The sequence below is a fragment of the Kosakonia oryziphila genome, assembly GCF_900094795.1.
Lineage (GTDB): Bacteria > Pseudomonadota > Gammaproteobacteria > Enterobacterales > Enterobacteriaceae > Kosakonia > Kosakonia oryziphila.
This window is the reverse complement of record NZ_FMBC01000033.1, coordinates 18,420-44,483: the sequence shown is the minus strand read 5'-3', so window position 1 is coordinate 44,483 and position 26,064 is coordinate 18,420. Positions and strand designations below refer to the sequence as shown.

29 protein-coding genes, 2 tRNA genes and 2 pseudogenes are annotated in these 26,064 nt (G+C 52.2%); 18 read left to right on the top strand and 15 right to left on the bottom strand.

Going from position 1 to position 26,064, the window contains the following annotated elements:
* Positions 1-72 precede the first annotated feature (72 nt).
* Positions 73-513 carry a transcriptional regulator SlyA gene (gene slyA / locus GA0061070_RS15880; RefSeq protein WP_090137018.1) on the bottom strand — a complete coding sequence of 147 codons (441 nt, stop codon included), beginning with the start codon at positions 511-513 and terminating at the stop codon, positions 73-75.
* A 197-nt stretch (positions 514-710) separates the two neighbouring features.
* Between slyA and GA0061070_RS15875 the strand changes: the two genes are divergently transcribed.
* Together GA0061070_RS15875 and GA0061070_RS25555 are read left to right on the top strand one after the other, a co-directional pair.
* Positions 711-926, top strand: coding sequence for a DUF1656 domain-containing protein (locus GA0061070_RS15875; protein ID WP_090137017.1), 216 nt, complete (start codon positions 711-713; stop codon positions 924-926).
* Positions 904-1,113: pseudogene (locus tag GA0061070_RS25555) on the top strand (FUSC family protein); the annotation flags it as partial. The gene GA0061070_RS15875 and the pseudogene GA0061070_RS25555, both read left to right, overlap by 23 nt.
* Here the strand turns inward: GA0061070_RS25555 and sodC are convergent.
* From sodC to GA0061070_RS15855, 3 genes are all read right to left on the bottom strand, one after another.
* Entirely contained in the window at positions 1,106-1,627 is a 522-nt protein-coding gene (gene sodC / locus GA0061070_RS15865; protein ID WP_090137016.1) for a superoxide dismutase [Cu-Zn] SodC, read from the bottom strand. The pseudogene GA0061070_RS25555 and the gene sodC sit on opposite strands and share 8 nt — an antisense overlap.
* 72 nt (positions 1,628-1,699) lie before the next feature.
* The gene (locus tag GA0061070_RS15860; RefSeq protein ID WP_090137034.1) at positions 1,700-2,596 is read right to left on the bottom strand and encodes an aldo/keto reductase; all 897 of its coding nucleotides are present in this window, start codon (positions 2,594-2,596) and stop codon (positions 1,700-1,702) included.
* 49 nt (positions 2,597-2,645) lie between these two features.
* Entirely contained in the window at positions 2,646-2,885 is a 240-nt protein-coding gene (locus GA0061070_RS15855) for a DUF1289 domain-containing protein (protein ID WP_035889243.1), read from the bottom strand.
* A 119-nt stretch (positions 2,886-3,004) separates the two neighbouring features.
* Here GA0061070_RS15855 and GA0061070_RS15850 point away from each other — a divergent pair, with 119 nt between their 5' ends.
* From GA0061070_RS15850 to rnt, 4 genes are all read left to right on the top strand, one after another.
* Positions 3,005-3,601, top strand: a complete 597-nt coding sequence (locus GA0061070_RS15850; RefSeq protein WP_090137015.1) for a TetR/AcrR family transcriptional regulator — start codon at positions 3,005-3,007, stop codon at positions 3,599-3,601.
* A 56-nt stretch (positions 3,602-3,657) separates the two neighbouring features.
* Positions 3,658-4,752: an alkene reductase gene (gene nemA, locus GA0061070_RS15845; RefSeq protein WP_090137014.1), complete on the top strand. Its 1,095-nt coding sequence runs from the start codon at positions 3,658-3,660 to the stop codon at positions 4,750-4,752.
* 96 nt (positions 4,753-4,848) lie between these two features.
* Complete coding sequence (gloA, locus tag GA0061070_RS15840) at positions 4,849-5,256, top strand: lactoylglutathione lyase (RefSeq protein ID WP_090137013.1); 408 nt, start codon at positions 4,849-4,851, stop codon at positions 5,254-5,256.
* Positions 5,257-5,347: 91 nt separating this feature from the next.
* Positions 5,348-6,001, top strand: a complete 654-nt coding sequence (rnt, locus tag GA0061070_RS15835) for a ribonuclease T (RefSeq protein WP_090137012.1) — start codon at positions 5,348-5,350, stop codon at positions 5,999-6,001.
* A 41-nt stretch (positions 6,002-6,042) separates the two neighbouring features.
* Here the strand turns inward: rnt and GA0061070_RS15830 are convergent, their stop codons facing one another.
* Positions 6,043-6,387, bottom strand: a complete 345-nt coding sequence (locus GA0061070_RS15830; RefSeq protein WP_074779280.1) for a Grx4 family monothiol glutaredoxin — start codon at positions 6,385-6,387, stop codon at positions 6,043-6,045.
* 330 nt (positions 6,388-6,717) lie between these two features.
* On the opposite strand from GA0061070_RS15830, the gene GA0061070_RS15825 reads away from it, so the two are divergent.
* Both GA0061070_RS15825 and sodB read left to right on the top strand, forming a co-directional pair.
* Positions 6,718-7,551: a C40 family peptidase gene (locus tag GA0061070_RS15825; RefSeq protein ID WP_090137011.1), complete on the top strand. Its 834-nt coding sequence runs from the start codon at positions 6,718-6,720 to the stop codon at positions 7,549-7,551.
* 123 nt (positions 7,552-7,674) lie between these two features.
* Positions 7,675-8,256, top strand: coding sequence for a superoxide dismutase [Fe] (gene sodB, locus GA0061070_RS15820; RefSeq protein ID WP_090137010.1), 582 nt, complete (start codon positions 7,675-7,677; stop codon positions 8,254-8,256).
* Between the two features lie 61 nt (positions 8,257-8,317).
* On the opposite strand, the gene GA0061070_RS15815 is transcribed toward sodB, so the two are convergent.
* Both GA0061070_RS15815 and cydH read right to left on the bottom strand, forming a co-directional pair.
* Positions 8,318-9,487: an MFS transporter gene (locus GA0061070_RS15815; protein WP_090137009.1), complete on the bottom strand. Its 1,170-nt coding sequence runs from the start codon at positions 9,485-9,487 to the stop codon at positions 8,318-8,320.
* Between the two features lie 164 nt (positions 9,488-9,651).
* Complete coding sequence (gene cydH / locus GA0061070_RS15810) at positions 9,652-9,741, bottom strand: cytochrome bd-I oxidase subunit CydH (protein WP_090137008.1); 90 nt, start codon at positions 9,739-9,741, stop codon at positions 9,652-9,654.
* A gap of 299 nt (positions 9,742-10,040) precedes the next feature.
* Here cydH and purR point away from each other — a divergent pair, with 299 nt between their 5' ends.
* Positions 10,041-11,066, top strand: coding sequence for an HTH-type transcriptional repressor PurR (purR, locus tag GA0061070_RS15805; RefSeq protein WP_090119933.1), 1,026 nt, complete (start codon positions 10,041-10,043; stop codon positions 11,064-11,066).
* Between the two features lie 19 nt (positions 11,067-11,085).
* On the opposite strand, the gene punR is transcribed toward purR, so the two are convergent.
* Complete coding sequence (gene punR / locus GA0061070_RS15800) at positions 11,086-11,997, bottom strand: DNA-binding transcriptional activator PunR (protein WP_090137007.1); 912 nt, start codon at positions 11,995-11,997, stop codon at positions 11,086-11,088.
* Between the two features lie 110 nt (positions 11,998-12,107).
* Between punR and punC the strand changes: the two genes are divergently transcribed.
* Positions 12,108-13,307, top strand: coding sequence for a purine nucleoside transporter PunC (gene punC, locus GA0061070_RS15795; protein WP_090137006.1), 1,200 nt, complete (start codon positions 12,108-12,110; stop codon positions 13,305-13,307).
* A 288-nt stretch (positions 13,308-13,595) separates the two neighbouring features.
* Positions 13,596-14,744, top strand: a complete 1,149-nt coding sequence (gene cfa / locus GA0061070_RS15790) for a cyclopropane fatty acyl phospholipid synthase (protein ID WP_090137005.1) — start codon at positions 13,596-13,598, stop codon at positions 14,742-14,744.
* Positions 14,745-14,771: 27 nt separating this feature from the next.
* On the opposite strand, the gene GA0061070_RS15785 is transcribed toward cfa, so the two are convergent.
* Positions 14,772-15,407, bottom strand: a complete 636-nt coding sequence (locus GA0061070_RS15785; protein WP_090137004.1) for a riboflavin synthase subunit alpha — start codon at positions 15,405-15,407, stop codon at positions 14,772-14,774.
* A gap of 311 nt (positions 15,408-15,718) precedes the next feature.
* Here GA0061070_RS15785 and mdtK point away from each other — a divergent pair, with 311 nt between their 5' ends.
* The 3 genes from mdtK to GA0061070_RS15770 all read left to right on the top strand — a co-directional run bounded on the left by mdtK (position 15,719) and on the right by GA0061070_RS15770 (position 17,407).
* Complete coding sequence (gene mdtK, locus GA0061070_RS15780) at positions 15,719-17,092, top strand: MdtK family multidrug efflux MATE transporter (RefSeq protein ID WP_090137003.1); 1,374 nt, start codon at positions 15,719-15,721, stop codon at positions 17,090-17,092.
* A 151-nt stretch (positions 17,093-17,243) separates the two neighbouring features.
* Positions 17,244-17,320 (top strand) — tRNA-Val (locus tag GA0061070_RS15775).
* A gap of 10 nt (positions 17,321-17,330) precedes the next feature.
* Positions 17,331-17,407, top strand: a tRNA-Val gene (locus GA0061070_RS15770).
* Positions 17,408-17,490: 83 nt separating this feature from the next.
* Here the strand turns inward: GA0061070_RS15770 and GA0061070_RS15765 are convergent.
* The 4 genes from GA0061070_RS15765 to GA0061070_RS15750 all read right to left on the bottom strand — a co-directional run bounded on the left by GA0061070_RS15765 (position 17,491) and on the right by GA0061070_RS15750 (position 21,037).
* Entirely contained in the window at positions 17,491-18,546 is a 1,056-nt protein-coding gene (locus GA0061070_RS15765) for an NAD(P)-dependent alcohol dehydrogenase (protein WP_090137002.1), read from the bottom strand.
* 180 nt (positions 18,547-18,726) lie between these two features.
* Complete coding sequence (locus GA0061070_RS15760; RefSeq protein ID WP_090137033.1) at positions 18,727-19,449, bottom strand: amino acid ABC transporter ATP-binding protein; 723 nt, start codon at positions 19,447-19,449, stop codon at positions 18,727-18,729.
* Positions 19,436-20,200 (bottom strand): amino acid ABC transporter permease, encoded by a 765-nt coding sequence (locus GA0061070_RS15755; RefSeq protein ID WP_090137001.1) that lies wholly within the window; start codon positions 20,198-20,200, stop codon positions 19,436-19,438. Before GA0061070_RS15755 ends, GA0061070_RS15760 begins: the two co-directional genes overlap by 14 nt.
* 69 nt (positions 20,201-20,269) lie before the next feature.
* A complete protein-coding gene (locus GA0061070_RS15750; protein ID WP_035889233.1) occupies positions 20,270-21,037 on the bottom strand; it encodes a basic amino acid ABC transporter substrate-binding protein in 768 nt (255 codons plus the stop codon).
* Between the two features lie 172 nt (positions 21,038-21,209).
* On the opposite strand from GA0061070_RS15750, the gene GA0061070_RS15745 reads away from it, so the two are divergent.
* From GA0061070_RS15745 to GA0061070_RS15735, 4 genes and pseudogenes are all read left to right on the top strand, one after another.
* Complete coding sequence (locus GA0061070_RS15745) at positions 21,210-22,001, top strand: inositol monophosphatase family protein (RefSeq protein WP_090137000.1); 792 nt, start codon at positions 21,210-21,212, stop codon at positions 21,999-22,001.
* A 295-nt stretch (positions 22,002-22,296) separates the two neighbouring features.
* Positions 22,297-22,425 (top strand): annotated as a pseudogene (ynhH, locus tag GA0061070_RS26005) (protein YnhH); the annotation flags it as partial.
* Positions 22,426-22,508: 83 nt separating this feature from the next.
* Complete coding sequence (gene pykF / locus GA0061070_RS15740) at positions 22,509-23,921, top strand: pyruvate kinase PykF (protein ID WP_090136999.1); 1,413 nt, start codon at positions 22,509-22,511, stop codon at positions 23,919-23,921.
* Positions 23,922-24,229: 308 nt separating this feature from the next.
* Positions 24,230-24,466, top strand: a complete 237-nt coding sequence (locus GA0061070_RS15735) for a major outer membrane lipoprotein (RefSeq protein WP_007374746.1) — start codon at positions 24,230-24,232, stop codon at positions 24,464-24,466.
* Positions 24,467-24,526: 60 nt separating this feature from the next.
* On the opposite strand, the gene ldtE is transcribed toward GA0061070_RS15735, so the two are convergent.
* Both ldtE and sufE read right to left on the bottom strand, forming a co-directional pair.
* Entirely contained in the window at positions 24,527-25,549 is a 1,023-nt protein-coding gene (gene ldtE / locus GA0061070_RS15730; protein ID WP_090136998.1) for a L,D-transpeptidase LdtE, read from the bottom strand.
* A gap of 95 nt (positions 25,550-25,644) precedes the next feature.
* On the bottom strand, positions 25,645-26,061 hold the full coding sequence (sufE, locus tag GA0061070_RS15725; RefSeq protein ID WP_090136997.1) for a cysteine desulfuration protein SufE: 417 nt from the start codon (positions 26,059-26,061) through the stop codon (positions 25,645-25,647).
* Positions 26,062-26,064 lie beyond the last annotated feature (3 nt).

Below are 26,064 nucleotides of genomic sequence, written 5' to 3'. Positions count from 1 at the left end.
CAGGAGACTGTCGGTTACTGTTGAGACCACTTCAGACATAAAAAAGCCTTGCAATTGCAAGGCTTTTTCAATTCAATCCCGCGACTGGAGTTCAAGGATATTTTGCTCCAGCCGGGCAATCATCTTGATTAACAGATCCAGTTCTTCCGCAGAGATCCCGGAAAGAATTTCACCCCGGGTTTTGCGAATCACAGCCTCCATTTCATCGATAATCGGTGCTGCTTTTTCCGTCAATTTGATCCTTTTTGCCCGGCGATCGTTGGCGCATGTCTGCCGAGAAATAAGGCCCTTTTCCTCCAGTTGGTCAAGCGTTCGCACCAGCGAAGGCTGCTCAATACCAATCGCTTTAGCCAGTTGAATTTGCGACTGTTCGGGCGGCAACTGATGAATATTGTGCAGTGTTACCCAATGAGTCTGCGTTAATTCCAGAGGTTTCAGGCGATGGTCAATCAAAGCACGCCACACGCGCACTAAGCGCGCCAGATCAGAACCTAATGGCGATTCCAATTTCATCTCCTTATAATTAGCTTGCTAACTTATTATACTCATTTTAAAATAGTTTGCAGTATTTGTATCGGTAAGACAAATGTATTGCGGTTCTGGTCAGGTAGTTTGCGAAGTCGCTCCCAGCTCTGAAGTAGCACCTTTATCGATTTTCTTACTATTCAGCCCTGCCCGGCGATCCGTTTGACTATACAGGCTTCATAAACATGATGTGGAATTCAAGTTCGCTGGATTTACCCCGGCAGGACTTGGTTTTCGGCGCATCAGTCTATTTTCTTCCCTTATTTAAAGTTGCGATGCCTGGCTTTCTGCTCTGGTATATCGCCCATCGCCTGTTGCGTGAGTGGATCTATTCTGGAGAGATCTGGCACTCCATTCTGCTGGATATTTCCTTGTTTGTTACTGTGCGATGTGATGAATGAGCGTGGCGTACAGCAGCGAACATTGTCCGCCACGCTGGCGGAGTTACAACATATTTGTGTCACGCGGGGAAAACACCATCAACTTGCAGCGCGCGAACTGGCGTCAGTTATCTGGCGCCTTTACTGTTCGCTTTCCCAACCAGAACAAGTGCCGCCCGAAGGCACGCTCACAGAGCGAATCACTTGATGATGCCGCAGGCGTAACGTGCCCCGCCACCGCCCAGCGGTTTTGGTTGATCGGACATATTATCGCCGCCAACATGAATCATCAGCGCTTTGTCTTTTACGTCATCCAACTTTTTCAATCGCGGCGCGATCACCGGATCAGTAGCTTTACCGTCGTTATTGACCACCAGCACCGGTAGATCGCCTAAATGTCCGACACCCTCAGGCCCTTCATGTTTACCCGTATGTTGCGGATCAAGGTGACCACCAGCGGCTTCGGCTGCGGAGGCTTTGCCCTCCTTCATTGCGGGCTCACAACTGCCTTTGGCATGGACGTGAAAGCCATGCTCGCCGGGCGGCAGGGCTTTCAGATCCGGTGCAAATTCCAGCCCTTTGTCCGTTTCACTGATTTTCACGCTGCCGATCGACTGCCCAATGCCGTGGGCAGTGACGAGATGCATCTCGACATCTTCACTGGTAGCCTGCGCTCCAGCACAGACCAACAGCGCCAGCATTGCCAGACTAAAACGCTTCATATGACCTCCTTTGATATACATTAACCCTGTCAGTTTAAGCCAGGATGAATGATTTCACCGGGAAGTCTTTACTTAAGGAACGTCGTAGCCCAACGCCGCTTTGCGGATGCGGAACCATTGCTGACGAGTCATCTGCAATTCCAGGGCGCCAAGCGCCGATTTAACGCGTTCAATTTTACCGGAACCGATAATCGGCAGCGGCGATGATGGCAGACGCATGACCCAAGCGTAAACCACCTGCTCGATAGTTTGCGCATTCAGCTCGCGAGCAACATTTGTCAGCTCATCGCGCAATGGTTGAAACGCAGGATCATTAAACAGGCGACCACCGCCCAGGCACGACCAGGCCATCGGGCGAATGCGCAGTTGTTGCAGTTGATCCAACGTGCCATCAAGAAGCAGCGGTTGATGTACCGGGGAGATCTCCACCTGATTAGTTGCCAGCGTAAACGGAAGCCGTGATTGCAACAGTGAGAATTGCGCCGGGGTGAAGTTGGAAACGCCAAAATTGCGTACTTTACCGCTCTGGTGCAGATGCAAGAATGCCTCTGCCACTTCATCGGCATCCATCAGCGGATCCGGACGATGAATTAGCAGTAGATCGAGATGATCGGTAGCAAGATTGCTCAGCGACTGTTCAGCGCTCTTGATGATGTGGTCACGATCGGTAATGTAATGACCAAGCTGATTTTCCGCTTTCGCGGTGGTCGCAATACCGCATTTGCTGACGATTTCCATCCGTTCACGCAAATGCGGAGCCAGTTTCAGCGCGTCGCCAAACGCAGATTCACACTGATAACCGCCATAAATATCGGCATGATCAACAGTTGAAATGCCCAGATCGAGATGTGCCTCGATAAAACTCACCAACTGGCGCGAGGAGAAGTTCCACTCCATCAAACGCCAGTACCCCATCACAAAACGAGAGAACTCCGGGCCTTGCGGCGCAAGAGTAATACGTTGAACCATAATGGTATCCTCAAAGGTCATTTTCCTGTGAGTATACGCATTTTCACGGTTAAAAAAGTGAAGGTTGCTGAGGTTCTTCCGGGGGAAGGGATTTGTTTGCGCGCATCTTGCGCAGCCAGCGCTGGCGGCACAAGCGAAGTACCTCTTGTTTTTGTCCATCGCTCATATTTTGCCAGTTGAAACGCTCATCGCGGCTGCGCATGCAGCCACGGCAAAAGCCACGCTCATCTGACTGGCAGATACCGCGACACGGACTCTGAACGGGAAAAAACTCCAGTTGTTCTGGCACTGTCATCTCCGTTAATGCATGCACTCTCTCTATTGAAGACTGCTCATTGATAACGCGCAAGCCCTAAAGCGCACTGATTGCCACTTGCAATAGACCAATCGGTCTATTAGAGTGGCGAGATGAGCAGAAATACCGAACACGACACACGCGAACACTTACTGGCTACTGGCGAGCAACTTTGTATGCATCGCGGGTTCACCGGTATGGGCCTGAGCGAATTATTGAAAACAGCAGAAGTGCCGAAAGGCTCGTTCTACCACTATTTTCGCTCAAAAGAAGCGTTTGGCGTGGCGTTACTTGAGCGTCACTATGCGGGTTACCACCAGCGGCTGGCTACTCATTTCGCCAGCGGGCCGGGTAATTATCGTGACAGGCTACTGGCGTACTATCAGGAGACGCTGAACCAGTTTTGCCAGCAGGGCATTATCAGCGGTTGCCTGACAGTGAAACTCTCTGCGGAAGTGTGCGATCTGTCGGAAGATATGCGCGCCGCAATGGACAAGGGCGCAAGCGGCGTTATCGCCCTGCTTGCACAAGCGCTGGAAAAAGGGTGTGAAGATCGTAGCCTCACTCTTTCTGGTAACGCGCTGACCCAGGCGCAGGTGCTGTATGCCTTATGGCTGGGTGCCAATTTACAGGCCAAGATTTCTCGCAGTGCCCTGCCGCTGGAAAGTGCGCTGGCGCATGCGAAAACGATTATCGCTATGCCTAAGTAATATCAGGCTTTTTTATTTCACATTTTACTAGTCGACCGGTCTATTCAGGAGTTGTTATGTCCAGTAAACTATTCACGCCGCTGAAAGTGGGTGCAATTACCGTTCCAAACCGCGTTTTTATGGCTCCGCTGACGCGTCTACGCAGCATTGAGCCGGGCGATATCCCGACGCCGCTGATGGCGGAATATTACCGTCAACGCGCCAGCGCTGGGCTGATCATCAGCGAAGCCACACAAATCTCCGCGCAGGCGAAAGGCTACGCGGGCGCGCCGGGCCTGCACAGCGCCGAACAGGTCGCTGCATGGCAGAAAATTACCGATGCAGTACATCGTGAAAACGGCCGTATTGCGGTTCAACTATGGCACACCGGTCGTATCTCACACACCAGCCTGCAACCGGGCGGCGCAGCGCCTGTCGCGCCCTCCGCTATCAACGCGGGCACCCGGACTTCACTGCGTGATGCCAATGGCAACGCCACCCGCGAAGACACCTCTACGCCGCGCGCACTAGAGACCGCCGAAATCCCGGGTATCGTTAACGATTTCCGCCTGGCCGTTGCTAATGCACGTGAGGCAGGCTTTGACCTGGTTGAACTGCACTCTGCCCACGGCTACCTGCTGCATCAGTTCCTGTCTCCATCATCCAACCATCGTACCGATCAGTACGGCGGTAGCGTGGAAAACCGCGCCCGCCTGGTACTGGAAGTGGTCGATGCCGTAAGCAAAGAGTGGGGTGCCGATCGCATCGGGATCCGCGTTTCGCCGATTGGCACGTTCCAGAATGTGGATAATGGCCCGAACGAAGAAGCGGATGCGCTGTATCTGATCGAAGAATTGGGTAAACGTGGGATTGCTTACCTGCATATGTCCGAGCCGGACTGGGCGGGTGGCAAACCGTACACCGATGCGTTCCGTGAAAAAGTGCGAGCACGCTTCCAGGGCCCGATCATCGGTGCTGGTGCTTACACCGTCGAGAAAGCGGAGGCGCTGCTCGAGAAAGATTTGATCGATGCTGTAGCATTTGGTCGCGCTTATATCTCTAACCCGGATCTGGTAAAACGTCTGCAATTGAAAGCTGAACTGAACCCACAGCGCCCGGAAAGCTTCTACGGAGGCGGCGCGGAAGGCTATACCGACTACCCCTCTCTGTAATCCTCTGCTTGTTCATTGATAGCGGCGGGTTTCCGCCGCTATACTAAAACGATGTTTCTAACTGGAACGTTAATTCATTTGTATAAAGAGGACATCATGCGCTTACTTCACACCATGCTTCGTGTTGGCAATCTGCAACGCTCCATCGACTTCTACACCAAAGTGCTGGGAATGAAGTTACTGCGTACCAGTGAAAATCCGGAATATAAATACTCGCTGGCCTTTGTGGGTTACGGCCCGGAAACCGAAGAAGCGGTCATCGAGCTGACTTACAACTGGGGCGTCGAAAGCTATGAACTGGGCACCGCCTATGGTCACATCGCGCTGAGCGTGGAAAATGCCGCTGAATCCTGCGACGCGATCCGCAAAAACGGCGGTAACGTAACCCGCGAAGCGGGCCCGGTTAAAGGTGGTACCACCGTTATCGCCTTTGTTGAAGATCCGGACGGTTATAAAATCGAACTGATTGAAGAGAAACATGCCGGCCGCGGCCTGGGTGATTGATCCCTTCGGGCGCATTTTGCGCCCGCTGTTTTACATCCCTTCGCAAAATTTGCCATAATGCGCTGCCATTTTCCCGTATCAAGAGATCCTGATGTCCGATAACGCTCAACTTGCTGGTCTGTGCGACCGTTTTCGCGGTTTTTATCCTGTCGTGATTGATGTTGAAACTGCAGGCTTTAATGCCAAAACCGACGCACTGCTGGAAGTCGCCGCCATTACGCTGAAAATGGATGAACAAGGCTGGCTGATGCCTGACAGCACCCTGCATTTCCACGTTGAGCCTTTCGAAGGCGCGAATCTGCAACCGGAAGCGCTGGCTTTTAATGGTATTGATCCCTCGAATCCGTTACGTGGTGCGGTAAGCGAACATGATGCGCTACACGCCATTTTTAAAATGGTGCGCAAAGGCATTAAAGATCAAAGCTGCAACCGTGCGATCATGGTGGCGCATAATGCCACATTCGATCACAGCTTTATGATGGCCGCAGCCGAACGCGCTTCACTGAAGCGAAACCCTTTCCACCCGTTCGTCACCTTTGATACCGCATCCTTGAGCGGGCTGGCACTGGGGCAAACCGTGCTGTCAAAAGCCTGTGCTGCTGCAGGTATTGCTTTTGACGCCTCGCAGGCGCATTCGGCACTCTACGATACAGAGCAAACCGCCCTTCTCTTTTGCGAAATAGTGAACCGCTGGAAGCGTCTGGGCGGATGGCCATTACCACTCGCCGATGATCCACAGGCGTAAAAAAAGCGACCAGAAGAGGTCGCTTTTTTATTGGCGGAAGCTTATTCCGCAGCCGGCTCGTCTTTATGTTTCGCCGCCGCTTCTTTAATCAGCGATTGCAGTTCGCCACGCTGATACATCTCAATGATGATATCGCAGCCACCGACCAGTTCGCCTTCAACCCATAGCTGCGGGAAGGTTGGCCAGTTAGCATATTTCGGCAGTTCTGCGCGGATGTCCGGGTTTTGCAGGATATCCACATACGCGAAACGCTCGCCACAAGCAGAGAGTGCCTGCACAGCCTGGGCAGAGAAGCCGCAGCTCGGCAGTTTCGGGGAGCCTTTCATATACAGCAGAATCGGGTTTTCAGCAATTTGACGCTGGATTTTCTCAAGGGTTGTGCTCATTGTCTTACTTCCTTCAACTTCTTCTACGGCTGAGGTCTGACATTGTAACGGTTCAGACAAGTAACGGAAAATAACATTTTATTCACCGTTCATTATTTTATCGTCTGTCACGTAAAGTTGCCTTAAAAATATGACTTAACCCAACTCATCCTGCTCAACTCTTAACCGTCATAGAAACGTTTTGCTGCTTTTTTTTGCGCTTGCTAACGAAATGAAGGTATAGATGCAAAAACAGTATTAACTTTTGTGCTTTTTATGGATTAGAATCGACAGGTTTTGAAAAACCACACGCAGGCATATTATATGCTTGCCTTAACAGGGGATTGCTCAGTGGCGCGGATACCAAAAGCTTCGATCACGCTCTGTGCTTTGTTGTTCACCACGCTTTCTTTCACGCCATTGGCTAATGCCTCTAAACAGGCGCGAGCGTCGGCCGTGCAGAAATCGCATCTGGCGAAAGCATCCGAACGTAAGAAAAAAACCACATCACAAAAAACGTCAAAGAAAAGCAGTCGCAGCACGGCAGAAAAAAATACCAGTAAAAAAACACCAGAAAACAAGAAGTCACCGGCCAAGAAAAAAGTTTCCACCAGCAGTAAAGCCAGTCAGATTACCTCTCGTCGTAACAAAACCAGCCAGTTAAAAACTACAGAAGTCGCCTGGACGGAAAAATGCAGCAAGCCGCGTAAAGGCCACAAGCCTCATTGCGTCAATGTCAAAAAAACCACGACCATTGCTGAAGCACATAAAGTGCGTATCCAGAAAGCTCAGAAAACGGCGATGTCAAAGCTGCTCAACCAGATTGGTAAACCTTACCATTGGGGCGGCACCTCACCGAATACCGGTTTTGATTGCAGTGGTCTGGTCTATTACGCCTATAAGGATTTGGTGAAATTCCGCATTCCGCGTACCGCAAACGAAATGTATCACCTGCGTGATGCTTCGCCGGTAAATGTGGCGGAACTGGAAAGCGGTGATCTGGTATTCTTCCGCACACAGGGGCGCGGCACTGCCGATCACGTTGGCGTGTACGTTGGCAACGGCAAGTTTATCCAGTCTCCGCGTAGCGGCCAGGATATACAGGTCACTTCCCTTAGCGAAGACTACTGGCAGCGCCATTACGTTGGCGCTCGCCGCGTCGTTACGCCGAAAACCATTCGTTGATCCCATCGCCTGTCGTCACTGCGACAGGCGATGCTCTCTTTTTCCCGTCCCCGCTATTTGTTACTCTAAGTCTTACACTCAGTAGGTCTATTGGGTGTATTAAAATAATGAAGGAGAGTAGCAATGTCGTTCGAATTACCTGCATTACCGTATGCAAAAGACGCCCTGATGCCGCACATCTCAGCCGAAACGCTGGAATATCACTATGGTAAGCACCATCAGACTTATGTCACTAACCTCAACAACCTGATCAAAGGAACTGCCTTTGCAGGTAAAACGCTGGAAGAGATCGTTAAGCACAGCGAAGGCGGCGTGTTCAATAATGCCGCGCAGGTCTGGAACCATACCTTTTACTGGAATTGCCTGGCACCACACGCTGGTGGTGAGCCGACTGGTGAACTAGCCGCTGCGATTGCTAAAGCATTTGGCAGCTTTGCTGAGTTCAAAGCGCAATTTACCGATGCCGCAGTGAAAAACTTTGGTTCAGGCTGGACATGGCTGGTGAAAAAAGCGGATGGCGGGCTGGCGATTGTCTCAACGTCCAATGCGGGAACCCCGCTGACGACAGATGCAACACCGCTGCTGACTGTCGATGTCTGGGAACATGCTTATTACATTGACTACCGCAACGCCCGTCCGAACTACCTTGAACACTTCTGGGCGCTGGTCAACTGGAACTTCGTAGCGAAGAATTTAGCCGCATAAAACATTCACCACATCAAAAACAAAGGAGGGGCAATGTCCCCTCCTCTTTTTATTCGACTTTTTACTCGACTGCCGCACAGGCTCGTTCCGGCCGGGAACGTCCGGAAAACAGCACCACCAGCAGCCCAAGCCCCGCAATAATCGCCCCCATCACCGGCACAAAACCATATCCCAGGCCGCCGGAGATCACCGCGCCACCCGCAGCCGCACCGAGTGCGTTACCAAGATTAAAGGCACCAATATTCACTGAAGAAGAGAGCCCCGGCGCTTCATGTGCGACACGCATAACACGCATTTGCAGTGGCGGAACCACGGCAAAGGTCGCTGCGCCCCAGACCACCATACTGATAGCCGCGCCCACTTCGCTGCGGGCCAGGAACGGAATAGCCAGCATGATGGCAATCAGCAGGATAAGAAAGCCTTTCAGCGTACCGGTTACCGAGCGATCTGCCAGTTTGCCGCCAAGATAGTTACCAATCGAGAAACCGACCCCAATCAGAACCAGCATCCCGGTAACAAATACCGGCGTAGCATCAGTAATGGTACGCAGCACCGGCGAAATATAGGTATAAAGCGTGAACATCGCGCCCGCGCCGAGCACCGTCGTCAGCAGCGCTGAGAGCACCTGTGGACGAACCAGCACGGACAACTCTTTGCGTACATCCGGACGTTCACCTGTTCCGCCGCCAGGCAGTGAAAAGTAAAGGCTCAGCATAGCAACCAGGCCCAGCACAGCGGTCGCCATAAATGACATACGCCAGCCAATGGTTTCACCCAACCAGGTTGCGGCAGGCACGCCGCCAATATTGGCGATGGTCAGCCCCATAAACATGGTCGCAACAGCGCTGGCTTGCTTCTCTTTTGCCACCACGCTTGCCGCAACAACCGACCCAAGACCAAAGAAGGCGCCATGGTTGAGGCTGGTGACGATGCGAGCCAGCATTAAGGTGGTGTAGTCCGGCGCGATTGCCGACAGCACGTTGCCCAGGGTAAAGATCGCCATAAGGAAAATCAGCGCGTTACGCCTGCCACGGTGCGACAGTAGCAGCGTCATTAGCGGCGCTCCCACCATCACGCCCATTGCATAAGCGCTAATCAGCATCCCCGCAGCCGGAATGGAAACATCGACGCCACGGGCAATAACGGGCAGCAACCCCATCGGGGAGAACTCCGTTGTACCTATCCCAAAGGCGCCAATCGCCAGGGCAAGTAGAGGGAAATTTATTTTCATCGTTTGACTCCGAAAAAGCCGTGTCAGTTGGGGACACTGTCGCAGAAGTCAAAAGTATGACAGAAATCACAAAAAACAGTCGTTAGCAGAATGACAAAAGATTATTGCAGAAGTGATAACAATGGCGGGAGAAAGCCGAGGGAGAAGCTCTCCCTCGTGCCAGATCAATGCAGCGCGGCAGTCAGCCCACCGAAAACAATCAGGCTCAGAACAATGACGGTAGTGACCAAAGAATACTTCAGATCGGTGCTCATCAATTTTTCTCCATTTTCATTTCCCCACAAAAAGTGAGTTTGCGCATTTTTGCACAAATAATCATAAAAATCTTGCAGGAATTAGGAGGAGATATGTTTTAGCACTTCCCCTTTTGCTCAAGATGAGACAAAATTCGACGCTAAATTTATTAGCGTATCGGCCATTGACTCCCCTCCTGACGTTCAGTGCCTTTTCCCCGGCGTACCGCACTCACTTTGCTGGAGTTCAGGGTGATGGAAGGCAAACGTTTACCTTATGTATTATCAGGAGCTTATGATATGGTCTGGAGTGATTTCTGATGGCAACGATTAAAGATGTCGCGAAACGAGCAAACGTTTCCACTACAACCGTATCACATGTAATTAACAAAACGCGTTTCGTCGCTGAAGAGACCCGCAATGCCGTATGGGCGGCGATCAAAGAATTACATTACTCCCCCAGCGCCGTGGCGCGCAGCCTGAAGGTCAATCACACCAAATCGATCGGTTTGCTGGCCACCAGCAGCGAGGCCGCCTATTTTGCCGAGATCATCGAAGCCGTAGAGAAAAAATGCTTCCAGAAAGGCTACACATTGATTCTCGGCAACGCCTGGAACAGCCTTGAGAAACAGCGCGCCTACCTGTCAATGATGGCGCAAAAACGTGTCGATGGCCTGCTGGTGATGTGCTCCGAATATCCGGAATCGCTGCTGAGCATGCTGGAGGAGTATCGTAATATTCCAATGGTAGTGATGGACTGGGGCGAATCAAAAGCCGATTTTACTGACTCGGTCATTGATAACGCTTTTGAAGGCGGCTATATGGCCGGACGCTATCTGATCGAGCGCGGACATCGCGATATTGGCGTCATTCCTGGCCCGCTGGAGCGCAACACTGGCGCAGGCCGCCTCGCCGGTTTTATGAAGGCGATGGAAGAAGCAATCATCACCGTGCCGGAAAACTGGATCGTACAGGGCGACTTTGAACCGGAATCGGGTTACCGGGCGATGCAGCAAATCATCAACCAGTCCCACCGCCCTACTGCCGTATTCTGCGGCGGTGATATTATGGCGATGGGCGCGCTCTGTGCGGCAGATGAAATGGGGTTGCGCGTTCCTCAGGATATTTCGCTGATCGGGTATGACAATGTGCGCAATTCCCGCTACTTTACGCCCGCGCTGACCACTATCCATCAGCCGAAAGATTCTCTGGGCGAAACGGCGTTTACCATGTTGCTCGATCGCATCGTCAACAAACGCGAAGAGTCGCAATCCATTGAAGTCCATCCGCGGCTGATCGAACGCCGTTCGGTAGCGGATGGCCCGTTCCGCGACTATCGCCGTTAATCACGCCCTGCGGGGGTCGCTACTCCGGCTCCCGCAACCATTCGCTGTTCAGCGTCTCACTGTCCCCCAAATACTCCAGCAACCAGTTCAACGCCGGTGATGCGTCATTTTGTTGCCATGTCAGGCAGCAGGCCGCATCAGGAAACGGATTCTCCAGTTGCAGCGCCACCCAGTCGCCGCTATCTAGCCGTGGACGGGCGAAATGCGCGGGAACCATCCCCACACACAACCCGGCGGAAAGGCAGGCTTCTGAAGAGGGCCAGTCCGGCACGATGATCCGCTTCTGGTTATCCAGCAACCAGGTAATACGTTTAGGCAGCGAGCGCGACGTATCTTCCTGGATCAATGAAGGCCAATTGCGCAACGTCTCATCGCTTAGCGGACCGGGCATTGATGCCAGCGGATGGCGGCTGGAGACCACACATTTCCAGCTTAGCATGCCCATATCACGAAACGCGTACCGCCCTCCGACCGGGATCGCCTGAGTCGCGCCAATCGCCAGCTCAACGCGGCCATCTGCCAGCGCATCCCAGACACCGTTAAACACCTCCTGGTAAACCTGTAACTCGACATCGTTAAAATGTCGGTAGAAATCGACGATCAATTGTCGTGTTCGCGCCGGTTTAACAATGTTATCCACGGCAATTGCCAGTTGGCCGCGCCAGCCATTGGCAATCTGTTGACACTGCTGGCGGGTGATCTGCATTTTTTTGATAACAGATCGTCCCTCTTTTAAAAACCAGCTTCCGGCAGGTGTTAGTTCCACATCGCGATGGCGGCGTTCAAATAACGGAACCGCCAGCCACTCTTCAAGTTGGCGCACGGTATAGCTCACCGCTGAAGGTACACGGTGCAACTCCTGGGCGGCACCGCTGAAACTACCGTTGCGTGCAACAGCATCAACCACTTCCAGTGAATATTCTGACCACATAATCTGCCTGCAAAAAATTTGAAATCACTGAGCAAATATTAGCGTTTCACAAGCAGGAAATCACTCCTTACACTCGACAGCCCTGAAGAAGCAACAAGGTGAGAACTCGAATGCAACCTGGAAAAGGATTTTTAGTCTGGCTCGCGGGATTAAGCGTGCTGGGCTTTTTAGCCACGGACATGTACCTGCCCGCGTTTAGCGCGATACAACAAGATTTGCAGACCTCTCCGGCCATCGTCAGCGCTACGCTCAGTTTGTTCCTGGCAGGTTTTGCTGTCGCGCAACTGGTGTGGGGCCCCTTGTCGGATCGCTATGGCCGCAGACCCATTCTGTTAAGTGGGTTGGCCATTTTCGCGCTTGGGTGTCTGGGAACATTATGGGTACGGGACGCCAGTCTGTTACTGGCGTTGCGTTTCGTACAGGCGATCGGCGTTTGCGCCGCTACGGTTAGCTGGCAGGCGCTGGTCACTGACAACTATCCGGCACACCGTGTTAATCGTATCTTCGCGACCATTATGCCACTGGTAGGTCTGACGCCTGCACTGGCCCCACTGCTGGGTGCCTGGATGCTGGAACACTTCTGCTGGCAGGCGATTTTTGCCACGCTGCTGACAATAACCCTGGTGCTGATGGTGCCCGCATGGCGGTTGAAAACGCCCACACAGCCTGCTGTGTTGCATGAACAGCCATTGACCTTTTTCGATCTGCTGCGTAATAAAGCATATCGCGGCAATGTCATCATCTACGCCGCCTGCTCAGCCAGTTTTTTTGCCTGGCTGACCGGCTCGCCGTTTATTTTGCACGAAATGGGTTATGGTCCATCAGTAATCGGTCTGAGCTACATACCACAGACCATTGCTTTCCTGATTGGCGGTTATGGTTGTCGCGCCGCATTGCAAAAATGGCAGGGTTCCCACCTTCTTCCGTGGCTACTGGGCACCTTTGGACTCAGTGTGGTTGCCACCTGGATTGTGGGTTTGCTGCCACAGGCATCACTGACCGGACTGCTTATCCCGTTCAGTTTTATGGCAATGGCCAACGGCGCCATCTATCCGGTTGTGGTGGCGCAGGCGTTACGCCCGTTCCCCCTGGGTGCTGGCCGCGCAGCCGCGCTGCAAAATACCTTGCAACTCGGGTTGTGTTTCCTGGCAAGCCTGGTGGTTTCAGGACTGATTGCCACCCCGTTGTTCACTACCACCAGCGTGATGATGGTGATGGTTCTGCTGGCAGCATTTGGTTACCGTCAGCAATGCCAGTGTGATACCGAAACGGTAGAAGATGAGGCTGTCCCCTCCTCTTCCCACGGATGATTCTATCAATAGCGCGGTGATTAGCTTGCTAACAGCTTTAAGTTGAATCACCTGATATTGAGGCCTATACTGATTTTCAGTTTCTAATAAATACGATAAATATTATGTAGTAACGGGCACAGGATTGTGCCCGTTGTTCCAGGGACGGCCTTTCGGCAAGGGTAATCTCCCTTCCTCTGTTCTACGTCGGATATCAGCCTCACGGCTAAGACCGTGAGATTTCTCACAAACCCGAAAAAGCGACTACGCTGTTTGAAGGTTCAGATCACTGCGAGTGATGGAGAAGATATGAGTTCATCGTGTATAGAAGAAGTTGGCGTACGGGATGATAATTGGTTCCGTATAGTAAACGAATTACTGAGCCGCGCTGGTATCCGCGTAAACGGTCCCGCAGCTTCAGATATCCAGGTGAAAAACCCGGATTTTTTTAAACGTGTTTTACAAGAAGGTTCGCTCGGGCTAGGCGAAAGTTATATGGACGGTTGGTGGGAATGCGATCGCCTGGATATCTTCTTCACCAAAGCGCTGCGCGCCGGACTGGAAAAACAGCTTCCTCGTCATTTCAAAGACACACTCCGCATTGCCGGAGCAAGATTATTTAATCTGCAAAGTAAAAAGCGGGCATGGATTGTCGGTAAAGAGCATTACGACCTGGGTAATGATCTATTTACCCGCATGCTGGACCCGCAGATGCAATACTCTTGCGCCTACTGGAAAGACGCAGAAAATCTCGACGATGCACAACGGGCGAAATTAAAGCTTATCGGTGAAAAACTAAAGCTGAAACCCGGTATGCGCGTGCTGGATATAGGCTGCGGCTGGGGCGGACTGGCACAATTTATGGCGCAGAATTACGGTGTCAGTGTGGTTGGCGTAACGATCTCGGCGGAACAGCAAAAAATGGCGCAACAGCGTTGTGAAGGGTTGGATGTCGATATTCGCCTACAGGATTATCGCGATCTGGATGAGCAGTTTGACCGCATTGTCTCCGTCGGGATGTTTGAACACGTGGGGCCGAAAAATTACGCGACCTATTTCAGCGTGGTGGATCGCAACCTTAAATCGGACGGAATTTTCCTGCTGCACACCATCGGTTCAAAACGCACCGACCTCAACGTTGACCCCTGGATCAACCGCTACATCTTCCCGAACGGCTGCCTGCCTTCCGTACGCCAGATTGCCAACGCCAGCGAATCGCATTTCGTGATGGAAGACTGGCACAACTTCGGCGCCGATTACGATCGCACGCTGATGGCATGGTATGAACGTTTTCTGTCCGCCTGGCCGGAAATTGCTGACAACTACTCTGAACGCTTCAAACGGATGTTCAGCTACTATCTGAATGCCTGTGCTGGCGCTTTCCGCGCGCGTGATATTCAGCTGTGGCAGGTCGTCTTCAGCCGCGGCATCGAACACGGCTTGCGCGTTCCGCGCTAACAAAACCCCGGTTTGCCGGGGTTTCCTTTACTCCTCGCTGCTGATGGCAGCAGCTTCTTTTGCTGCCATCACGCGCTCAACGGTATCGACCACAGCCTGCGTTTGCGGATCGATCTCAATATTGACGCGGTGACCCAGCTTTTTCGCGCCAAGGGTGGTGCGTTGCAGCGTTTCCGGGATCAGATGCACGCAGAAACGGCTACTTGTCACTTCACCGACCGTCAGGCTAATACCGTCGATACCAATAAATCCTTTATAGAGGATATATTTCATTAATACCGGATCCTGAACTTTAAACCAGATCTGGCGGTTATTCTCGGAAGTGAGAATTTTAACGATCTCAGCGGTCGTCATAATATGCCCGGACATTAAATGGCCGCCAATTTCATCGCTGAATTTTGCTGCGCGCTCAACATTTACCCTGTCGCCAATATTTAGCTCACCAAGATTGGTAATACGCAGCGTCTCTTTCATCAGATCGAAACTAATATGGTTACCATTAATGGCCGTCACGGTCAGACAGCAACCATTGTTGGCAATGGAAGCACCGGTCTCAACTCCCTCCAGCATCGTTTCAGGAAGCTCAACAACGTGGGTGCGGAAATTCGGTTTATCCTCAATCGAAACCAGTTTTGCCGTACCCTGTACAATACCCGTAAACATACTTACCACTCCTGTTCCATTCCTACGGCTCAGCCGTGTTCTTTACGCACAATAACAGGTGAAAATAGCCCATGCCAGTCTCATTCACCCCGCCGCTGCTTTTCCCACCAGGCCGGTGATAAGATAAGCACTCCGCTCCCGGCGCGATAATAATTTTGCTTTATGACCAACATGGAAAAAAGAGACAGTAGCAGGTAAGATTTATACACATGCCGCATCTTTCACACTGCGGCATCTTGTTAGCACAAGGAAAACTCCTTCCTGATAAGTCGTTCCATTCTTTCTTATAACAACAATATAAAGGTGTTCACGTGCAAAAGTATGTAGCAGAAGCGCGTCAGTTACTGGCACTTGCCGTGCCGGTTATTTTCGCGCAGGTGGCCCAGACCTCTATGGGCTTCGTTGATACGGTGATGGCGGGTGGCTACAGCGCCACGGACATGGCTGCTGTCGCCATTGGTACCTCAATCTGGCTGCCGGCGATCCTGTTTGGACACGGCCTGCTGCTTGCGCTAACGCCAGTGATTGCGCAACTTAACGGCTCCGGACGCCGCGATCGCATCGCTCATCAAATCGGCCAGGGCTTCTGGCTGGCAGGCGCTGTTTCCATTCTGGTGATGGTAGTACTGTGGAATGCAGGCCATATCATTCGCGCGATGAACAACATCGACCCGGAGTTAGCCAATAAAGCCGTGGGTTACCTGCGTGCGCTGCTGTGGGGCGTACCCGGTTATCTCTTCTTCCAGGTGCTGCGTAACCAGTGCGAAGGCCTTGCCCGCACCAAGCCCGGCATGGTGATGGGTTTCCTTGGCTTGCTGGTCAATATCCCGGTGAATTACATCTTTATCTACGGCCATTTTGGAATGCCGGAACTGGGCGGTATCGGTTGCGGCGTGGCTACCGCCTCGGTGTACTGGGTGATGTTTATCTGTATGCGTGTGTGGGTAAAGCGTGCCCGCGTCATGCGCGATATTCAGCAGAACCAGCGTTTTGCGAAACCGGATATGGACGTACTAAAACGCCAGACACAACTCGGCATGCCGATAGCGCTGGCGCTGTTTTTTGAAGTCACGCTGTTTGCGGTGGTCGCGCTGCTGGTGTCACCACTGGGTATTGTCGATGTCGCCGGGCACCAGATCGCCCTCAACTTTAGTTCGCTGATGTTCGTGCTGCCGATGTCGCTTGGCGCGGCTGTGACAATTCGCGTCGGTTTTCGCCTGGGCCAGGGCTCAACCATTGATGCGCAAATCGCGGCGCGCACCGGGTTGATAGTCGGCATCTGCATGGCTGTGGTTACGGCGATTTTCACCGTGCTGCTGCGCGAGCAGATTGCCTTGCTGTATAACGATAATCCGCAAGTCGTGGCGCTGGCGTCGCATCTGATGTTGCTGGCGGCGATTTATCAGATTTCCGATTCAATCCAGGTCATTGGCAGCGGCGTACTACGCGGCTATAAGGATACGCGCTCCATCTTCTTTATCACGTTTACCGCCTACTGGGTGCTGGGGCTTCCTTCCGGCTACATCCTGGCGCTAACCGATTTAGTGGTGCCAGGAATGGGGCCAGCCGGTTTCTGGATGGGCTTTATCATCGGCCTGACTTCTGCGGCAATTTTGATGATGCTGCGGATGCGCTTCCTGCAAAGCCAACCTTCCGCACGGATTTTGCAGCGCGCTGCGCATTAACAGGCCAGTAGCTGCCGGATGGCGGCTACTTTCCCGGCGTTTTGGTTAGTTGTTCCGCAATCACGTGAATTCAGGAAGAAATTTGCCATTTTCCCCTTGCCACATCTCCAGGCTGCCGCTAATATTCGTCCCCGTTGTCAACCACAACACTGCGTTCATAGCTCAGTTGGTTAGAGCACCACCTTGACATGGTGGGGGTCGTTGGTTCGAGTCCAATTGAACGCACCATCCTCTCAGTGCGTCCGTAGCTCAGTTGGTTAGAGCACCACCTTGACATGGTGGGGGTCGATGGTTCGAGTCCATTCGGACGCACCATTTTTACGTTTCCTTTTTACTTCCTTTATTTTATCGCTGCGTTACGCAGCAGACCGCAAACACGGCCTGCAAGTATTTTACGTTTACGCGCTCAGTGTTTTCATATCGATAACAAAACGGTACTTCACGTCGCTTTTCAGCAGGCGTTCGAAGGCGTCGTTGATCTCATCCATGCGAATCAGTTCGGAATCGGCCGTAATGTTATGTTCGCCGCAGAAATCGAGCATTTCCTGAGTTTCGGCAATACCGCCAATCGCGGAGCCGGAAACTGAACGGCGCCCAATCAGCAGCGAGATGGTGTTAATGGTCTGTTCGAGTTCGCCCACCAGCCCAACAAACACTAGCGTGCCATCCAGCGTCAGCGTTGACAGATAAGCATTGATATCGTGGGTGTAAGGTACGGTATCAATGATCAGCTCAAACTCCCCTTGTACCGCTTCCATCTGTTTCGCGTCTGTAGAGAGCACCACGTGGTGTGCCCCCAGACGACGGGCGTCCGCTTCTTTGCCCGGTGAACGGGTAAACAGCGTCACTTCCGCACCCAGCGCATGGGCCAGTTTCAGCGCCATATGCCCCAGCCCGCCAAGGCCAATCACCGCCACTTTACTGCCTTTTTTCACTCCCCAGCGGCGCAGTGGCGACCAGGTGGTGATCCCGGCACACAGCAGCGGCGCGACCGCTTGCGCATCGAGGTTATCCGGGATGCGCAACACAAAATCTTGCGAACAGACGATTGATTGTGAATAGCCACCAAACGTAGGGCGGCGATCGTGCCGATCAATGCCGTTATAGGTCTGAACACTCCCCTCTTCACAATACTGTTCCAGCCCCTGCTTGCAGTGGTTGCATTCACGACAGGAATCGACCATGCAGCCGATGCCGACTAAATCGCCGGGTTTGAATTTGCTGACACCCGCTCCCGCAGACACAACGCGGCCAATAATTTCGTGACCCGGCACGATGGGGTACTGGCTGAAACCCCAGTCGTTACGGGCCTGGTGAAGATCGGAATGGCAAACGCCGCAGTAAAGAATATCAATCACCACATCATCTGCCCGTGGGTCGCGACGCTCAAAATGGAAAGGCGCCAGCGGGGCTTTGTTTGACTGTGCGGCATAGCCGAGGACTTTCATCGTCATGGTTGTTCTCCGTTTATTCTTCAGGCTTGATTCAAGGTGATAACACCTGATAGTGATCCTGTTGTTGCTCCCACACCGTCGTTCAAGTATGGCGCGTTACAGTATCCACCGCCGTCCGATTGCACGCTTTGCACTTTCTGTCATCGGAAAACAAAAAAGCCCTCCGCAGAGAGCTTGATGTCAAAGAACTTTACTGAGGAATGCGGCGGTCCGGGGATTTGCAGGCGCAGTGAAAATCTGCTGCGGCGGGCCCTCTTCCTGGATCACGCCCTGATCGATAAATATCACCCGATCCGCCACTTCGCGGGCAAAGCCCATTTCATGAGTGACGATTACCATCGTCATCCCTTCCGTCGCCAGCGTTTTCATCACCTGCAATACATCACCCACCAGTTCCGGATCGAGCGCCGATGTCGGTTCATCAAACAACATAATCGACGGATTCATCGCCAGCGCGCGGGCAATTGCCACGCGTTGCTGTTGTCCACCGGAAAGACTCGACGGCCAGGCATCACGTTTATCGATCAGACCGACTTTCGCCAGCAAGTTTTCCGCCAGGGCAACGGCCTCAGTGCGTTTCATGCCCTTCAGGTTCACAGGAGCCATTGTCAGGTTGTCCAGCACCGTCATATGCGGGAACAAGTTGAAACGCTGGAAAACCATGCCGACACTTTCGCGCAGCTTGTTGATATCGGTTTGCGGATTGTGGATCGCAAAGCCGTTAACCTCAACAGTACCTTCGCTGACCGACTCCAGCCCATTCATACAGCGCAGAAAGGTACTTTTCCCCGATCCGGACGGCCCAATCACGCACACCACTTCTTTCGGTTTGATATCGCAACTGATACCGCGCAGCACATGGCTTTCGCCAAAATGTTTATGCAGGTTTTTAATGTGAATCACTTTTGCCAAACCTCTTTTCCAGTCGGTTAACCAGTTGCGCAAGCAGGAAGGTGATAACCCAGTAGACCAGAGAAATGGTCAGGTAGGGTTCCCAGTAGGTAGCATATGCCCCAGAAACAGTGCGGGCGGCATAGGCCAGATCCGCAAGGCCAATCGCCGAAGCCAGTGATGAATCTTTAACGATAGCAATGGCGTTATTACCCAACGGCGGCAGAATGCGGCGGAACGCCTGCGGCAGGATCACTTTACGCATCGTCTTCCACCACGGCATACCCAGCGCACGTGAGGCTTCCATCTGCCCGCGATCGATAGACTGAATACCCGCACGGAATATCTCCGACACATAGGCACCGGCATTGAGCGTAATGGCGACAATACAGGAGAGAAATGCGCCATAGTCGGAGCGCAATCCTCGCGCCAGATCGCTGCTCATGATCCCACTGGTCACCAGAATGCCGTCACGCGGGTTGATGAACAACGGCACCAGCGCAAAATGCACGACCATAATCTGCACAAACAGCGGCGTGCCACGAATGGCGCTGACATAAAAACGCACCGGAAATTGCACCAGATAGCGCAACAGATATTTCCATGGCCCATGTTCGGCCTGCGCCATGCGGCCAAGGCCGAGCGTTAAGCCCCAAAGCGTGCCTAAAATAACGCAGATAATTGTGCATTTGATGGTCATCCAGGCGCCTTCCATAAATAACGGCGCGTACTCCTGGATAATTTCCCAACGGAATCCCGACATAAGTCATTCCTGAAAAAATGACGGCTACCGGAATATTCACGGTAGCCGGAATAAAAAAGAAGAGAAGTGTTATTGTGCGGGCAATTCAGGCACGTGGTCGTCAAACCAGGTTTTATAAATTTTGGCGTAGGTTCCGTCAGCCACAATTTTCTTCAGGCCGCTGTTAATTTTCGCCTGCAATTCGGTATTCCCTTTCGCCACCGCAATACCAAAATATTGACGTTCAAACTTCGCGTCCGGTACCAGCTTGAACTGTTTTTCCGGGTGCTGCTTGATGTAGTACTTCACCACGCCCACATCGCCCACAGCCGCGCTGACGCCATCTTCGAACAACTCTTGCAGCATCAGAGGCGTATTATCAAAACGTTTAATCGCCGTGCTGTTTTTCCCCAACACGTCTGAAACCACGATATCGCCGGTACTGGAGTTCACAACGCCGACTTTTTCATCTTTCAACGACGCCAGAGAGGTCACTTTTGAGCTCGCCGGAACCACGATCGACTGCTCCGCCGGGAAGTAAGGTGCGGAAAAATCAACCATCTGCTTACGTTTGTCAGTAATGGTAATGCCGGAAATAATGATGTCGCGATCGCCGGAGCCCAGTGTAGCAAAGATCCCTTCCCACGGCGTATTGATCAGCTTGATATTAAAATCCTCGGCTTTGGCAATGGCTTTAATGATATCGATGTCAAAGCCTTCTAACTGCTTCTGGCTGTTTTCAAACTCGAATGGACGATATGTTCCTCCTGCGCCCACCACGTAAGTTTGCTGGGCAGCAAACGCGCTACTCGCCAGCGCAGCAAAAAGACAACCTGCCTGCATCCACTTCCTGAACATACACACCACCTTTTTATGCAAATTATATGCATAAAAATACATATAAGCCGCTATGTATGCAATCTTTATTGTCTACAATCAATAATCTGTCATTGGGTTATGCTACAACCAGAGATCCAACGCTCGGAAGGACCTGTTCCAGCGTACAAACAAGACAATGGGGAGTTACGCAATGAATTATATTGTGCCTGATAGCGCTTTTTTGCATGAACTGGCCGATGCGGCGGATCAACAGACACTGCCGCGTTTTCGCGCGCAAACCAATCTGCATGTCGGCAACAAACCTAAAGAAGGGTTTCGCTTCGACCCGGTGACCGATGCCGATCGCGAAGCGGAGCGGGTAATGCGCGACATCATCACCGCCCGCTATCCGGAACACGCCATTATGGGCGAAGAGTTCGGTGTGACGGGCTCCGGCCCGTTGCAGTGGGTGCTGGATCCGGTTGATGGTACGCGCCCTTTTCTCTGCGGTTTACCGATCTGGGGAACGTTGATTGGTCTGACGGTTGAAGGCCGTGCGCGTATCGGCATGATGGATCAACCCTTTACCCGCGAACGTTTCTGGGCCGATGGCGAGCAGGCATGGCATCAAGGGGCGCAGGGCACGACGCGGCTACAGACGCGCCGTGGAGTCGCGCTTGAGCAGGCCATTTTCCACACCACCTCGCCTGAACCCGTGTTGCGTTTCCCGGCGATCAATTTTGCTGCACTGGAAGCGAGTACGCTGATGATCCGCTACGGCGGCGAATGCTACGCGATGGCCATGCTCGCTGCCGGGCAGATTGATCTGTGTCTGGAATATGCGTTGCAACCGTATGACATTGTGGCGCTGGTACCCATTATCGAGCAGGCGGGTGGCGTGGTGACAACAATAGATGGCGGCAGACCGGAATCGGGCGGTCATATCCTTGCTTCCGGCTGTCCGTTCTTGCACGAACAGGCATTACGTATCCTGAACCGCTAAATAACTTCGCTAAAACGTTACAGCGTACACACTTAACGCGTTTCACTTGTAGCGATTTTATGCGTCCAAATTTGTGATCCAGGGACACGAATTAGTCCTGCTTTTATCCATTTGGTGCTAAAAGCGCGATTTTGGCGGCAAATCTGCGGATTTTATTTTTGTGTGAACTTAACACGTTGATAACACTTCGTTGTGAAACTGCACAGATGATTTTTGAAACACCGTTTTCATTTTCCTTTTCACTGAAAATCGGCGTATAATGGCCGCCTATTCACCCTTGAATGGTTTCAGCTGATTGAACTGTAAAACGCCAAACTTAAATCATACTTTTCCCTGTTGGGCTGAAACTCAGGCACATATTACTCTGCACGCTTTTTTGATGTCACCTATCCTTAGGCAGTGGCATCGCTCTTTTCGTAACACATGTTTGACTCCGGGGCCGTTGTGCGCCAGCCGGAGCGTGAATTCCCAATCCTTCTCAACTCAAACTTAAAGACCAGAACTGTCATGAAAAAGACCAAAATTGTTTGCACCATCGGTCCGAAAACCGAATCCGAAGAGATGCTGGCGAAAATGCTGGACGCAGGCATGAACGTCATGCGTTTAAACTTCTCTCACGGTGACTATGCTGAACACGGCCAGCGCATCAAAAACTTGCGCAACGTATTGAGCAAAACCGGTAAAAAAGCGGCAATTCTGCTGGACACCAAGGGCCCGGAAATCCGCACTATCAAGCTGGAAGGTGGCAATGACGTCTCCCTGAAAGCGGGTCAAACCTTCACCTTCACCACTGACAAATCCGTGGTCGGCAATGCCGAAACTGTTGCTGTGACCTATGAAGGTTTCACCAATGATCTGAGCGTCGGCAACACCGTCCTGGTGGATGATGGCCTGATCGGCATGGAAGTTACTGCAATCGAAGGTAACAAGGTTATCTGTAAAGTTCTGAACAACGGCGACCTGGGTGAAAACAAAGGCGTTAACCTGCCGGGCGTTTCCATCGCGCTGCCGGCGCTGGCTGAAAAAGATAAGCAAGACCTGATCTTTGGCTGCGAGCAAGGCGTTGATTTCGTTGCTGCATCCTTCATCCGTAAGCGTTCCGACGTTGTTGAAATCCGCGAGCATCTGAAAGCGCATGGCGGCGAAAACATCCAGATCATCTCCAAAATCGAAAACCAGGAAGGCCTGAACAACTTCGACGAAATCCTCGAAGCATCTGACGGCATCATGGTTGCTCGTGGCGATCTGGGCGTTGAAATCCCGGTTGAAGAAGTGATCTTCGCGCAGAAGATGATGATCGAGAAATGTATCCGCGCACGTAAAGTGGTAATCACCGCGACCCAGATGCTCGACTCGATGATCAAAAACCCGCGTCCGACTCGTGCGGAAGCAGGCGACGTAGCGAACGCTATCCTTGATGGTACCGATGCAGTTATGCTGTCCGGTGAATCTGCGAAAGGTAAATACCCACTGGAAGCCGTTGGCATCATGGCGACCATCTGTGAACGTACCGACCGCGTAATGACCAGCCGCCTGGACTACAACAACGACAGCCGCAAGCTGCGCATCACCGAAGCAGTTTGCCGTGGTGCCGTTGAAACCGCAGAAAAACTGGAAGCACCGCTGATTGTGGTAGCGACTCAGGGCGGTAAATCCGCACGTGCTGTGCGTAAATACTTCCCGGATGCAACCATCCTGGCGCTGACAACTAACGAAATCACTGCACGTCAACTGGTGCTGAGCAAAGGCGTTGTCGCACAGTTAGTGAAAGAGATCTCCTCTACGGACGATTTCTACCGTCTGGGTAAGGAAGTGGCGCTGCAAAGCGGCCTGGCCAGCAAAGGCGACGTCGTAGTTATGGTTTCCGGCGCGCTGGTTCCGAGCGGCACTACAAACACCGCTTCTGTCCACGTTCTGTAATAATAACCAGAAAATGTTGACTGATTAAAAAAGCGCCCTCGTGGCGCTTTTTTATATTCTCGTCTCCAGCTTGAATAAAAAATCAAATCGGATTTCACTATTTAAGCAGCACCTTACCTAAGGTGAATCCGATGGAAGCCTGCTGTTTTAACACACGTTTTTTAACCTTTTATTCAAAGTCGGTGCTTCTTTGAGCGAACGATCAAATTTAAGGGTATTCCCATCAAAAAAATATTCTCAACCTAAAAAACTTTGTGTAATACTTGTAACGCTACATGGAGATTAACTCAATCTAGAGGGTATTAATAATGAATCGTACTAAACTGGTACTGGGCGCGGTAATCCTGGGTTCTACTCTGCTGGCTGGTTGCTCCAGCAATGCTAAAATCGATCAGCTGTCTTCTGACGTTCAGACTCTGAACGCTAAAGTTGACCAGCTGAGCAACGACGTGAACGCAATCCGTTCCGACGTTCAGGCTGCTAAAGATGACGCAGCTCGCGCTAACCAGCGTCTGGACAACCAGGCTCACTCTTACCGTAAGTAAGAGTTCCTGTAATGAAATGGCGCACAGTGTGCGCCATTTTTTTTGCCCGCAATTTACCCCTTACCCCTTCTCCTGATGCGTTACCGTTTCTGCCGTTTCCGCATTCATGGCTGCCGCTTTCGTGTTGTTTTGCACCGATAGCACGCTGTCAGGGCTTTCTGCCCGCTTTGCCGCAGGGATTATCACCGGATAACCCGCACGACGGTACAGCGCTTTATCAATCGCAACTTTATCGCCGCCCGCCCGGGTAATAAACGACGCCAGCGTTGGGGAGAAAGTTATCGGCAGCGTCTGGGTATTATCTTCCACTTTCTGCGACAACGGGCGATGCACCTCAATATAGTGCCTGCCGTCCGGCTCAACCGCATACTTCACCGGTTCGTTGATGATAGTCACCCTGGTTCCCGTCGAGACCTGGGCAAACAGCGCTGCGATATCAGGCGCATTCATACGCATACAGCCGGAACTGACGCGCAGCCCGACGCTGTCCTGCGCATTGGTGCCATGAATAAGATATTCGCCGTGACCTATCCCCAAACGCAGCGCAAAGCGTCCCAGCGGGTTATTGGGCCCGGCAGGTATTACTGGCGGCAATTCAATACCATTCGCCAGTGAGCGTGCGCGGATGCCCGCTGTCGGCGTCCAGGTTGGGTTAGGTATTTTCTGACTGACCTTCGTCACAGACACTGGTGTTTCCAGGCCCTGCTGACCAATACCAAGGGGATAAACCTGAACGCTATTTTTACCGGGTGGGAAGTAATAAAGCCGTAACTCCGCAAGATTGACCACAATTCCCTCCCGCGGCGTATCGGGGAGCAACATTTGCGAAGGAATAGTGACCACCGTTCCCGGCTTCGGCACAGGCGCAATAGTGTCATTAGCTTCAATGATAAGCATTGCGGCGGTATCAAAGTGACGGGCGATAGTTTGCAGGTTTTTATCTCCCGCCTGCACGGTGTAAGTCTGGTTTTGACCGATGATACGGCTCCCGTTTCCCGGCAGGGTATATTCCGCCGCATGAGCCACCGAAAGAGCGCTAATAGCGCCAAAGAGACTGAGAGTTATCAAAGACACGCGTTTCATTGTCGTTCCTGTATTCACTGGCAAAACGCCGGAAAGCTGAAAACCAGCGAGGCAAAAAACGCCTCGCATAACAGAATGAAAGCTTTTCTTTGAGTTTAGCTAATGTTGGCAGCTTTGGAGCGGATTGCACGGATCATTGCTTCCAGCCCCTGCGAACGTGAAGGAGTGAGATGCTGTGCCAAAGAGAGTTTTTCGAACCACGGACGAACATCGAACTCGATGATGTCCTGTGGCGTCATCTGCTGGTACAGTGCAAAAACGATGGCAATAAGCCCTTTAACAATCGCGGCATCGCTGTCGCCAGCCAACTCAATCACGCCATCGTCATTACAATGCATCACAATCCAGACCTGGCTTTGACACCCCTGGATAATGTTTTGCGGATTATGATCCACGACGCTCAGCGCCGGCAACCGCTGTCCCAGTTCGATAATATAAAGGTACTTCTCTTCCCAGTTGGCACAGCGGGCAAAATTGCGCAGCAATTTCTCTTTATCAGGTAATGCGGCCATTCT